General features: G+C 70.8%; 9 protein-coding genes. 8 read left to right on the top strand and 1 reads right to left on the bottom strand.

Translation table 11 applies throughout. From position 1 onward, the window contains the following. The first annotated feature begins 58 nt into the window (after window positions 1-58). The 3 genes from IEZ15_RS18815 to IEZ15_RS18805 all read left to right on the top strand — a co-directional run bounded on the left by IEZ15_RS18815 (window position 59) and on the right by IEZ15_RS18805 (window position 2353). Complete coding sequence (locus tag IEZ15_RS18815) at window positions 59-511, top strand: ubiquitin-like domain-containing protein (RefSeq protein WP_189278263.1); 453 nt, start codon at window positions 59-61, stop codon at window positions 509-511. Between the two features lie 76 nt (window positions 512-587). Continuing rightward, window positions 588-1463, top strand: a complete 876-nt coding sequence (gene rsmA, locus IEZ15_RS18810; RefSeq protein ID WP_189278261.1) for a 16S rRNA (adenine(1518)-N(6)/adenine(1519)-N(6))-dimethyltransferase RsmA — start codon at window positions 588-590, stop codon at window positions 1461-1463. Further along, a complete protein-coding gene (locus IEZ15_RS18805) occupies window positions 1460-2353 on the top strand; it encodes a 4-(cytidine 5'-diphospho)-2-C-methyl-D-erythritol kinase (RefSeq protein WP_189278259.1) in 894 nt (297 codons plus the stop codon). The genes rsmA and IEZ15_RS18805 overlap by 4 nt, the downstream gene beginning before the upstream one ends. Before the next feature lie 31 nt (window positions 2354-2384). On the opposite strand, the gene IEZ15_RS18800 is transcribed toward IEZ15_RS18805, so the two are convergent. Next, window positions 2385-3017, bottom strand: coding sequence for a lipoprotein (locus tag IEZ15_RS18800; RefSeq protein ID WP_189278526.1), 633 nt, complete (start codon window positions 3015-3017; stop codon window positions 2385-2387). A gap of 191 nt (window positions 3018-3208) precedes the next feature. Between IEZ15_RS18800 and IEZ15_RS18795 the strand changes: the two genes are divergently transcribed. The 5 genes from IEZ15_RS18795 to IEZ15_RS18775 all read left to right on the top strand — a co-directional run bounded on the left by IEZ15_RS18795 (window position 3209) and on the right by IEZ15_RS18775 (window position 11807). Next, window positions 3209-5026 (top strand): ABC-F family ATP-binding cassette domain-containing protein, encoded by a 1818-nt coding sequence (locus IEZ15_RS18795; RefSeq protein ID WP_189278257.1) that lies wholly within the window; start codon window positions 3209-3211, stop codon window positions 5024-5026. A gap of 114 nt (window positions 5027-5140) precedes the next feature. Further along, window positions 5141-6910, top strand: a complete 1770-nt coding sequence (locus IEZ15_RS18790) for an outer membrane protein assembly factor BamB family protein (RefSeq protein ID WP_189278255.1) — start codon at window positions 5141-5143, stop codon at window positions 6908-6910. Between the two features lie 247 nt (window positions 6911-7157). Next, on the top strand, window positions 7158-8939 hold the full coding sequence (locus IEZ15_RS18785; RefSeq protein ID WP_189278253.1) for an outer membrane protein assembly factor BamB family protein: 1782 nt from the start codon (window positions 7158-7160) through the stop codon (window positions 8937-8939). 64 nt (window positions 8940-9003) lie between these two features. After that, window positions 9004-10896: an outer membrane protein assembly factor BamB family protein gene (locus IEZ15_RS18780; RefSeq protein ID WP_189278251.1), complete on the top strand. Its 1893-nt coding sequence runs from the start codon at window positions 9004-9006 to the stop codon at window positions 10894-10896. Window positions 10897-11111: 215 nt separating this feature from the next. Further along, window positions 11112-11807, top strand: a complete 696-nt coding sequence (locus IEZ15_RS18775) for a helix-turn-helix transcriptional regulator (RefSeq protein WP_189278249.1) — start codon at window positions 11112-11114, stop codon at window positions 11805-11807. Window positions 11808-12153 lie beyond the last annotated feature (346 nt).

Below are 12153 nucleotides of genomic sequence, written 5' to 3'. Positions count from 1 at the left end.
GAGCAATTCGAAGGGCAGTCACCGTGCAGCACGCGGCAGGGGGCGTACGGCGGTGGCGATGCCGCCCACCCGTCTTCCGGCCGCCGCATCCGTACCGCTTCATGAGCAGCTGACGCTCGCCGCCTGGGCGATCCGCGCCCCGACAGTCGTCGATACGCCCCTGCGGCCCGGCCGGCCGGCCCTCCCCGGCACCGACGGCGGCCGGGCGGCGGCGCGCCGGGCCGCCCGGCGGCGCAAGGTCCCCGTCCGCCCCGAGAGCCTGCGCCGTCTCGTCCCGCAGGCCCTCGTCGTCGCGTTCCTGGCCGGTGGCACCACCGCGTTCGTGGCCTGCGACAAGGCGGTGACGCTCGACGTCGACGGCACGCCCCGCACCGTGCACACCTTCGCGGACGACGTCGACGAACTCCTCGCCGACCAGGGCGTCACCATCACCGCCCACGACACCGTCACCCCTGCCCTCGGCAGCTCGCTCGCCAACGGCGACAAGATCTTCGTCCGGGCGCGGAGGTAGCACCGGCGGCGGAGCGGGAGGCCGTACGCGCAACGGGGGCGAGCCCCCGGCCGCGCCGCGGCCGTAGGCTTACCGGGTGAGCACCACTGAGCCCGATGCCCTCCTGGGCCCCGCAGACATCCGCGAGCTGGCCGCCAAGCTGGGCGTACGCCCGACCAAGCAGCGCGGTCAGAACTTCGTCATCGACGCCAACACGGTCCGCAGGATCGTGCGGACGGCGGAAGTCCGCCCGGACGACGTCGTCGTCGAGGTCGGTCCGGGGCTCGGCTCGTTGACCCTGGCCCTGCTGGAGGCGGCGGACCGGGTCGTCGCCGTCGAGATCGACGACGTGCTGGCGGGCGCCCTGCCGGCCACGGTCGCCGCCCGGATGCCGGGGCGCGCCGACCGGTTCGCCCTGGTGCACTCCGACGCGATGCTGGTCCGGGAGCTGCCGGGCCCGGCGCCGACCGCGCTGGTCGCGAACCTTCCGTACAACGTCGCCGTGCCGGTCCTGCTGACCATGCTGGAGCGCTTCCCGTCCATCGAGCGGACCCTCGTCATGGTCCAGGCCGAGGTCGCCGACCGGCTGGCCGCCAGGCCGGGCAACAAGGTCTACGGCGTGCCGTCGGTGAAGGCCAACTGGTACGCGGACGTCAAGCGGGCCGGGTCCATCGGCCGCAATGTCTTCTGGCCCGCCCCGAACGTCGACTCCGGTCTGGTGTCGCTGGTCCGGCGCACCGAGCCGATCATGACGAGCGCGAGCAGGACCGAGGTCTTCGCGGTCGTCGACGCGGCCTTCGCCCAGCGCCGCAAGACGCTGCGGGCGGCCCTGGCCGGCTGGGCGGGCTCCGCGCCCGCCGCGGAAGCGGCCCTGGTCGCGGCCGGGATCTCGCCGCAGGCCCGCGGCGAGGCGCTGACCGTCGAGGAGTTCGCCGCCATTGCCGAGAACAAGCCCTCCGGGAGTGGCGAGTGAGCGTCACCGTCCGCGTACCCGCCAAGGTCAACGTCCAGCTGGCGGTCGGCGCCCCGCGCCCCGACGGCTTCCACGACCTGGCCAATGTCTTCCTCGCCGTCGGCCTGTACGACGAGGTCACCGTCACCCCCGCCGACGAACTGCGCATCACCTGCTCGGGCCCGGACGCCGCCAAGGTCCCGCTGGACGCGACGAACCTCGCCGCCCGCGCCGCGATCGCACTGGCCGAGCGGCACGGCATCGCACCCGATGTGCACATCCACATCGCCAAGGACATCCCCGTCGCGGGCGGCATGGCGGGCGGCAGCGCCGACGGTGCGGCCGCCCTGCTGGCCTGCGACACCCTCTGGTCCACCGGTGCCGGCCGGGAGGAGCTCCTCGCCATCTGCGCGGAGCTGGGCAGTGACGTGCCGTTCAGCCTCGTCGGCGGCGCGGCTCTCGGTGTCGGACGCGGCGAGCAGCTGACCGCGATCGATGTCGGCGGAACCTTCCACTGGGTCTTCGCGGTCGCCGACGGCGGGCTCTCCACCCCGGCCGTCTACGGCGAGTTCGACCGGCTCACAGCCGGTACGGACGTCCCGGATCCCGCCGCGTCCGCCGCGCTCCTGGACGCGCTTCGGACCGGTGATGCCACGGCTCTCGCGGGCGCCCTGAGCAACGAACTCCAGCCCGCCGCGCTGTCCCTGCGCCCGTCCCTCGCCGACACCCTCGCCGCCGGCACCGAGGCCGGTGCCCTGGCCGCCCTGGTCTCGGGCTCCGGGCCGACCACCGCGTTCCTGGTGGCGGACGCGGAGTCGGCGCGGAAGGTGGCCGAGGCGCTGATCACCTCGGGAACATGCAGAAACGCACGGGCCGCGGTGTCCCCGGCGCCGGGCGCCACGGTCCTGTGAGCCGGGCCGGCCGGGCGGCACCGCCGCCCGGTCAGCCGAGCCGCAGGCTCTTCCTGGCCAGCTCGTACGCCGGGAGCATCGCCTCGTGCTCCTCGGAGTCCATCCCGCCCAGATGGATCACGACCGGCCCGTCCGGGGTGGCGACGGCGAAGGCCCGCTCCTTCTTGAGCTCGTCCAGCAGCTTGCTCCTGACCGTGTAGCCGACCTCGGCTGCGGCCAGGTCACCGGCCCTGGTCTCGGTGTACGTGACCTTTCCGGCGCCGTCCTCGTCGGCGATGAACGCCTCCAGGACCTGGCGCGGGCTGCGATCGGACTTCTTGCCCTGCCACACCCGCAGATAACCGATGTTCCCCGCCGGCTTCGCGTCGATCTCGCAGACCATGGTGACCTGGCCCTGCACGCCCAGTGCGGCGCCGAGCTCGGAGTCCGGATCGACGTCGACGGCCTTCGGCTTCCAGGACGCCGCGAGGTCGAAGGTGACGGGCAGCGGGCAGGCCGAGCCGGAGCCGCCGACCGTGCCGCCCTCGGCGGCGGTCCTCCCGGCCGTCCCGGCCTTCTGCGACGGCTTCCCGCCTGTCGGCTTCTCGGCCACGGCCCCCGCATCCTGCGACGCCGACGAACAGCCCGCCAGCACCAGCGTCGCCAGCAGTGCCGCCGCGACCATGCCCCGCACCGGCCCTCGACCGGCATTCCGCACGGTGTCACGCACCGTCGAAGTCCCCACTGAAGTCCCCACCCCTGAGATGTCCGAAGATCTTCCGACCGGGCCCCCGCCCCTTGATCGATTGCCGCACGCTATCGCAGCCGCGAGCCGACTACCCTGGGACGTCGATCGATCCCCCAGGCAGGAGTGAAATGGCCGTCAATCTGGTCAATGTCGAGCAGGTCAGCAAGGTGTACGGCACCCGTGCCCTGCTCGATGGCGTGTCCCTCGGCGTGTCCGAGGGGGACCGGATCGGTGTCGTGGGCCGTAACGGCGACGGCAAGACGACCCTCATCCGGATGCTCGCCAGGCTGGAGGAGGCGGACAGCGGCCGTGTCACCCACAGCGGCGGGCTGCGCCTCGGCGTCCTCACCCAGCACGACTCGCTCGACCCCGAGGCGACCATCCGCCACGAGGTGATCGGCGACCTCGCCGACCACGAGTGGGCGGGCAGCGCGAAGATCCGCGATGTGCTCACCGGACTCTTCGGAGGGCTCGCCCTGCCGGGCTTCGAGCACGGTCTGGACACCGTCATCGCCCCGCTCTCCGGCGGCGAGCGGCGCCGGATCGCGCTGGCCAAGCTGCTCATCGCCGAGCAGGACCTGATCGTCCTCGACGAGCCGACCAACCACCTCGACGTCGAGGGCATCTCCTGGCTGGCCGGCCACCTGCGGGCACGCCGCTCGGCGCTCGTCTGCGTCACCCACGACCGCTGGTTCCTCGACCAGGTCTGTACGCGCATGTGGGACGTCCAGCGCGGCACGGTCCACGAGTACGAGGGCGGCTACAGCGACTACGTCTTCGCGCGGGCCGAGCGGGAGCGCATCGCCGCGACCGAGGAGTCCAAGCGGCAGAACCTGATGCGCAAGGAGCTGGCCTGGCTGCGCCGCGGTGCCCCCGCCCGTACCTCCAAGCCGCGCTACCGCATCGAGGCGGCCAATGAACTGATCGCCGACGTGCCGCCGCCGCGCGACACCAGCGAGCTGATGAAGTTCGCCAACGCGCGGCTCGGCAAGACCGTCTTCGACCTGGAGGACGTGACCGTCCAGGCGGGTCCCAAGACGCTGCTCACCCACCTCACCTGGCAGCTCGGCCCCGGTGACCGGATCGGTCTGGTCGGGGTCAACGGCGCGGGCAAGACCTCGCTGCTGCGGGCGCTCGCCGAGGCGGCCCGCACACAGGGCGACGCGCAGCCCGCCGCCGGAAAGGTCGTCGTCGGCAAGACCGTCAGGCTGGCCTACCTCTCCCAGGAGGTCCACGAGCTCAACCCGAACCTGCGGGTGCTCGAAGCGGTCCAGCAGGTACGGGACCGGGTCGACCTGGGCAAGGGCCGGGAGATGACCGCGGGCCAGCTCTGCGAGCAGTTCGGCTTCTCGAAGGAGAAGCAGTGGACCCCGGTCGGTGACCTCTCGGGCGGTGAGCGGCGCCGGCTCCAGATCCTGCGCCTGCTGATGGACGAGCCGAACGTCCTCTTCCTCGACGAGCCCACCAACGACCTCGACATCGAGACCCTGACCCAGCTGGAGGACCTCCTCGACGGCTGGCCCGGATCGATGATCGTGATCTCCCACGACCGGTTCTTCATCGAGCGGACCACGGACCGGGTGATGGCGCTGCTCGGCGACCGCACGCTGCGGATGCTGCCGCGCGGGATCGATGAGTACCTGGAGCGCAGGCAGCGGATGGAGGAGGCGGCCACCCCCTCCGCCGCACCCGCGGCGGCGAAGGAGAAGGCCGCGCCGGCCGCGAGCGTCTCCCCACAGGCCGCACGTGCGGCGAAGAAGGAACTGCAGAAGGTGGAGCGGCAGCTCGACAAGATGTCGACGCGGGAGACCGCGCTGCACGCACAGATCGCGGAGCACGCCACGGACTTCGAGAAGGTGGCGAAGCTGGACGCGGAGCTGCGCGAACTGGTCTCTGAGCGCGATGAGTTGGAGATGCGCTGGCTGGAACTGGCCGAGGACGCCTGATCGCTGAGGCGCTTTCGGTGTGACCGGTGTGGCCTGTGGGGCGGGTGATAGAAAGAAAGCTCGCCCGGCGCAGGTACAGATGCCGGACCGGTCCGCACGAAGGGGGACGTGCTGATGACCCAGCCGCCCGGCCAGCAACCGCCACAGGGGGGCTTCGGGGCTCCGTACGATCCGCCGCCGACGCCGGTTCAGCCGCCCCCGTCACCACCCGGGTACGGCTCCGCGCCGCCGCCGCCCGGCCAGGCCCCGGGCCCGTACGGCACACCCGGTCAGGCCGCAGGCCCGTACGGCGCGCCCGCACAGCCGGGGCCGTACGGCGTCCCGCAGCCCGGTCCGTACGGCGCGCCCCCGCAGCCGGGACCGTACAACGCGCCCCCACAGCCCGGATTCGGCCCGCAGTCACAGCCGGAGCCCGGCGGTGGAGGGTTCTTCCGGGGGCGGCGCGGTGCGGTCATCGCTGCCGCGCTCGCGGTGGTGCTGCTGGCCGGCGGTGGCATCTGGTTCGTCACGAGCGGGGGCGACGACGGGTCGAAGCCCACGGCAGAGGCGAGCGGCGACCCCGGGCCGGACTCCACCGGCGGCGGGGGCGACGGCAAGGGCAAGGCCAAGGACCAGGACCAGGGCACGCACGACCTCCGCGCGGAGGCCGACGCGCTCAACGCCAAGCGCGGGCCGGGCGAGGCGAAGGTTCTCTGGCTCCAGGAGGGCGGCGTCGATCTGCCGCTCAACGGCTCGGACGTGTACGGCCCCTGGATCGTCGGCGACACCATCGTCAAGGCCATGTTGCACACGCTCTCCGGCTATTCGGTCACCGACGGCCACCAGAAGTGGAGCCTTCGCATGCCGTCGAATCTGTGCGCGGCGCCCTCGCAGGCCACCGCCGACGGCAAGATCGTCCTCGGGATCAAGTCCGGCCACGGGGACCAGGCGTTCTGCGACGCGCTCCAGATGGTCGACCTCACGACCGGCAAGGCCGGCTGGCACAAGACCTACAAACGCCAGGGCGCCTGGGACGGGCTCTCCCACGTCGCGATGGCGATCAACGGCGACACCGTGACCGTGGGGCGCACCACCAGGACGGATGCCTTCCGGGTCAGTGACGGCAAGGTGCTCTGGGGCGAACTGCCGGGGAACTGCCAGCCGTTCGGCTTCGCGAGCGGCCCCGAAGGGATCGCCGCCACCAGCTGTCAGACGGCGGCCGACGACCACAAGGAACAGCAGGTGCAGCGGGTCGATCCGGTCACCGGCAAGGTCCAGTGGACGTACAAGGTCAAGAAGGGCTGGCAGGTCGCGCAGTTCTACTCGGCGAGCCCACCGGTCGTCTCGCTGAAGCAGGACGACAAGTGGGCCATCCTCGTGCTCAACGAGAACGGCACCTACCGCTCCCAACTGGCTGGTGGCACCGAGGACTACGTGACGGAGTGCGACGAGGACCTCCTCACCGATGGCAAGAGTCTTGACAACTGCCTCGGCGTGACGGCCGACGACCGGGCGGTCTACCTGGCGACGAAGCCCGACCCGGCGGCTCGCCGTCCCGCCAACAAGGTCGTGGCCTTCGACCTGAACACCGGTCGGACCAAGTGGAAGGCCGCGGCGCCGGCCGGTCAGACCATGATGCCGATGCGGGTGGAGGGCGGCAGGCTGCTGATGTATGTGGCGGCGGAGAAGAACAAGGGCGGCGGTATCGCATCCCTCCCGCCGACGGGTGGTACGCCGCAGATGGTGCTGCGGCACCCGGCGGCGGCCTCCGCGGTCGAAAGAGACTTCTCCCTTTCCCGGGTCGCCTATGCGAACGGGCGCTCTTTCCTTGTGCAGGCGAGGATCAGCGGGATCGACGACGAGGCGGAGAAGTCGATGAGGTCGATCGTGGGCTTCGGCAGCTGACGGCCCGAGGCGTAACGGGGGCATCACGGGCCGGTTCTCCCTTGGGAACAGGGGGTGGACCGCCCCGGTGGGCGGGGTGTTGCGGGTGGTACAAAGAAGCCCCGCTCGACTGTCGTAACACTGCGGGATCCATGCCCGATTCGCTCCTTTCCGTGGAGTTCGGGGGTCTTGTCGGACCCTTTCGAGCCCTGCGGAATCGCGGGGGAGACCGGATCGGGCACCGGACCGCACGAAGGGGGACGTGCTGATGACCCAGCCGCCCAGCCAGCAACCGCCGCAGGGGGGATTCGGCGCACCGCAGGAGCCGCCGCAGGGGAGTCCTCAGCCGCCCCAGGGTCCGCCGCCCGGCTACGGCTCCCCGCAGACGCCCGGTCAGGCGCCGGGCCAGGCCCCCGGTTACGGCTACCCCCAGCAGCCCGGTCCGTACAACCAGCAGCAGCCGGGCCCGTATGCCCAGCAGCCCGGTCCGTACAACCAGCAGCCGGGTCCGTACGGGCAGCAGCCCGGTCCGTACGGTCAGCCGACGCAGCCCGGTTACGGCTACCCGCAGCAGCAGTACCCCGGCGCACCGGCCCCCGGTCAGGGCGGCGGCAACTCCTCCAAACGCAAGCCCGCGTTGATAGTCGGCGCCGCGGCCGTCGCGCTCCTGGTGATCGGCGGCGGCATCTTCATCGCCACGCGCGGGAGCGACGACAAGAAGCCTGTCGCGCAGAAGAGCGGCGACGCCAGGCCGAGCGGCTCGCCCTCCGTCAACGAGGGTGACGGCAACGGAGACGGCCGCGAGGCCGAGGACGACCTCAACGCCGGTCGCAAGGAGGGCGAGGCGAAGGTTCTCTGGCTGCAGAAGAACGACGCCGAACTGCCGCGCAACGGCTCGGACGTGCACGGCCCCTGGGTCGTGGGCGACACCGTCGTCAAGGGCATGTACCGCGCGGTCTCCGGATACTCCGTGGCCGACGGCAAGCAGAAGTGGACGCTGAAGCTGCCCGCCGACCTGTGTGCGGCGCCCTCGCAGCCCACCACCGACGGCAAGATCGTCATCGGGGTCGAGAACGGCACCACCGACAAGGCGGACTGCGCGGACCTCCAGATGATCGACCTCAACACCGGCAAGGCCGGCTGGAAGAAGTCGATCAAGCAGAACGGCATCTGGGACATGATGTCGGACATATCGTTGGCCATCAGTGGCGACACCGTGACGGTCGGGCGCACCGGCAACTCCAACGCCTACCGGGTCAGCGACGGCAAGGAACTGTTCGGCAAGCAGCCGGGCGACTGCCAGCCGTTCGCCTTCGCCGGCGGGCCCAGGCTGATCGCAGCCTCCAGTTGCCGCACCGACGACATCGACAATCCGCAGCATCAGATCCAGAAGCTCGACCCGGTCACGGGGAAGCCCAGGTGGACGTACCGGATCAAGCGCGGATGGGAGATCGACCGGGTCTACTCGGTGAGCCCGCTGGTGGTCTCCCTGAAGAAGGACAAGGAGTGGAGCATCCTCGCGCTGAAGGAGAACGGCTCGTTCCGCTCCGGAGTCGTCAGTGACAAGGGCGACAAGTTCTCGCCGGACTGCGGCAGCACCTTCGCCATCTTCGGCAAGTCCCTGGACGGTTGCACCGGTGTCGCCGCCGATGCCAACACGTTCTACATGTCGACCTCGCCGGACTCCAGCGGCACCGCCCGTACGAACAAGGTCGTGGCATTCGACCTGAACACCGGCAAGTCCAAGTGGAAGGCCGCGGCACCGGCCGACAGCATGGTGAAGCCGCTGCGCATGGAGGGCGGCAATGTGCTGCTCTACGTGGAGGCCGGTTACAACAAGGGCGGCGGGATCGCCACCCTCGCACCGACCGGCGGCACCCCGCGGATGCTGCTGAAGCACCCCGCGTCGACGGCCGAGATCGAGAGCACCTTCTACGAGTCGAAGGTCGTCTACGCGGACGGCCGTTCCTTCATCGCGAGCGGACGGGTCAGCGCGCGGAACGACAAGGAAGAGCTGGAGACGAAGACCATGATGGCCTTCGGCGACTGACGGCTCACCAAGGCTTTCGACGGCCCCGAATGACCAACTCCCTTTCCCCAGAGGTACGTACGCCATGACGCAGCCCCCCCAGCCGTCCAACGAGCCGCCCCAGGGCGGATTCGGTGCCCCGCAGGACCCCCCGCCGGGCGGGTTCGGCGCACCGAACCCGCCGCCCGCCGACCCGTTCGGCAAACAGCCGGCCACCCCGCCGGCGGGCGGATTCGGTGCCCCGCAGACCCCGCCGCCCGCGGGCCCGCCGCAGCAGCCGGGCCCCGGTTACGGCTACCCGCAGGGCCAGCCGCCGCAGCCGGGCTACGGCTACCCGCAGGGCCAGCCCCCGCAGCCCGGTTACGGCTATCCGCAGGCGCCCGTGCCCGGCCAGCCGCAGCAGGGTTACGGATTCCCGCAGGGCCTGCCGCCCGGCCAGCCGCCGCAGCAGGGGTACGGCTACCAGACCACCCCGATGCAGCAGCCGTACCCGCCGCAGCAGAACGGGAACGGGGGCAAGAAGTTCACCACCCAGATGCAGATCATCGTCGCCGCATCGGTCGCCGTCGTGCTGATAGTCGGCGCGGGCATCTGGTTCTCCTCCAGCGGCGGTGACGACGGCAAGAAGGACAAGGCGTCCCAGTCCAGCGGTGGCACCACCGAGGGCAAGGACGGCGGCCAGGGCGGCGCTGTCGGTGGCGGCGGCAAGGAGAAGGCACCGGCGGACCCCAAGTCCAAGGCCGCCTTCCAACTGCCGGAGCCGAAGGTCAATGACGTCACCAAGGTCGACGGTTCCTGGATGACCGACAAGGCGTATGTGAAGACCGGCTTGAACGAGATCGTCGGCTATGACGCGGCCAAGGGCACCAAGCTGTGGTCCATCCCGCTGGCGGGCCAGGTCTGCGCCGCCTCCCGGCACATGTCCAAGGACTACAAGACGGCCATTGCCTTCGAGGAGGCCAAGCCGACCAAGGCCGAGAAGTACCAGCCGTGCAACCAGGTCGGCGCGATCGACCTGAACACCGGCAAGCTGATGTGGAGCAAGTCGGTGACCGCCGCCACCAGCGGTGACGCGCCGCTCAGGTACAAGGAAATCACGCTCAGCGGCACCACGGTCGCCGCGGCCGGCACCGAGGGCGGCGCGGCGTTCGACCTGAACACCGGCGCCGAGCGCTGGAAGCCCAAGGTCTCCGCCGACGGCTGCTACGACGCGGGCTACGCCGGTGGCGAGGCGCTCGCCGTCGTCCGCACGTGCGGTACGTACGACGACCCGCAGCTCGTCATCCAGGCGCTGAACCCGACCACCGGCGCCCCGCTCTCCTCCTACAAGATGCCGCCCGGTGTCGACTACGCGAGCATCGTCTCCACCAAGCCGCTGGTCGTCGCGGCCGATGTCGGCGACACCGCCGGTGACGGCAGCGGTATCTCGGACTTCTTCTCGATCGACGCCTCCACAGGCAAACTGCTCACCAGGATCGCGGCGGACGGCGAGAAGTACGCCGCGCGTTGTACCTCCACCGAGGTCGAGAGCTGCCAGAGGCTGGCCGTCGGCAACAACCGCATCTACGTGCCGACCGAGGACCACGAGGGCACCGGCGAGTACGGCGACACCAACGAGATCGTCTCCTTCGACCTCACCACGGGCAAGCCGACCAGTGACCGGGCCGATGCGGGCGACCGCTACACGGTGTTTCCCCTCCGCATGGACGGCGGCAACATCATCGCGTACAAGACGCCCCCGTACGACAAGGGCGGCCAGATCATCTCCATCGACGGCGCCACCTTCAAGCAGACCGTGCTGATGGAGAACCCGAGCGAGAGGTCCGTCCGCGAGGCCGAGAGCAGCTTCTTTGGGGACTACACCGAAATGCTCTACTCCGCCGGCCGGCTGTACATCTCCCAGACGATGATCAGCGCGATGAACGGAAGCTCCTTGAACGGCAAGGAATACCTGGCTGTGGCCTTCGGCACCAGTTGATCCGTACGCAGTACCTGTGACCCGGCCCTGCCGGTCGATCATTCGACCGGCAGGGCCGATCGTTTTCCGCCTGTAGAGCAGACCTGAATGGCACATAATCCGACACTCCGGGGGCCTTCTGCCGGGTAACGGGTCCGGAACGTCGAACAAGCGTGTAACTTGCCGGGTCAGGGCGGGCCGGGGGGCCTGGCGCCGGTGCTATGGGGGTGTGCTCGATGGGCGTGCGGCTCATGGTGGTCGATGATCACCGACTGCTCGCCGAGGCGCTCGCCTCGGCGTTGAAACTGCGGGGCCACCGGGTGCTCGCGGCGGCAGCGCCGACATCGGGAGCGGCGGAGCTGGTGGTCAGCAGGGCTCCGGAGGTCTGTCTGTTCGGCACCGCGGCACCTGCCGAACCCGGCGCATTCGACCCGATCGTACGGATCCGGCGCGAGCGCCCTCAGGTGGCCGTGGTGGTGCTCGGGCCCGTGCCCAGCCCGCGCGGGATCGCGGCGGCCTTCGCGGCGGGCGCCGCGGGATATGTCCGGCACGACGAGCGCATGGAGGGCGTCGAACGGGCGATGGTCAAGGCGCGAGCCGGAGAGGCCGCGGTGGCGCCGCAACTGCTCCAGGGCGCCTTCGCCGAGCTGCTCAATCCGGCCGCGGCGCCGGACGACGAGGGGCAGCGGCTGCTGCAGATGCTCACCCCGCGCGAGGTCGAGGTCCTGATCCGGGTCGCCGAGGGCGAGGACACACGGCTGATCGCGGCCGGGATGCGGATCGCGTCGAGCACCGCGCGTACCCATGTGCAGCGGGTGCTGATGAAGCTGGGCGTCGGCTCCCGGCTGGAGGCCGCGGCGCTCGCGGCCCGCACGGGGCTGCTGGACCGGGCCGTGCCGCTGGACAAGCAGGGGCCCGGCGGCATCGGGTGACGCCGCCGGGCCCCTGCTGAATGCGGTACGTCAGCCGTCCGCCGGGTCCGGGCCGTCGGACGGAACCTGCGCCGGGCGCAGTTTCAGCGGATTCCCGCGAGGAACCCTGGGGCGTGCGTCCCGGGAGGAATCGTGTCCTTGGTGGGTGGCGCGGAGCGCCGCAGCGTCGCGCTACCGGGCGCGGAGTGCCCGGTAGCCGCCGGGTGGAGTCGGACAAAGCGGTGAGCACCGGAGGCGAACGTGCGGGCCATAGGTCAAGGCCGTGAAGTTACGGCTTGAGTGCGACTGTCCAGGCGGCTGTGATCTGTGGGTTCGCCGGACGTAGGAAGCGGAGTCCCGGTCCGGT

The sequence above is a fragment of the Streptomyces atratus genome, assembly GCF_014648655.1.
Classification (GTDB): domain Bacteria; phylum Actinomycetota; class Actinomycetes; order Streptomycetales; family Streptomycetaceae; genus Streptomyces; species Streptomyces atratus.
The sequence above is the reverse complement of the archived record's forward strand: the minus strand, read 5'-3'. Positions and strand labels throughout refer to the sequence as shown.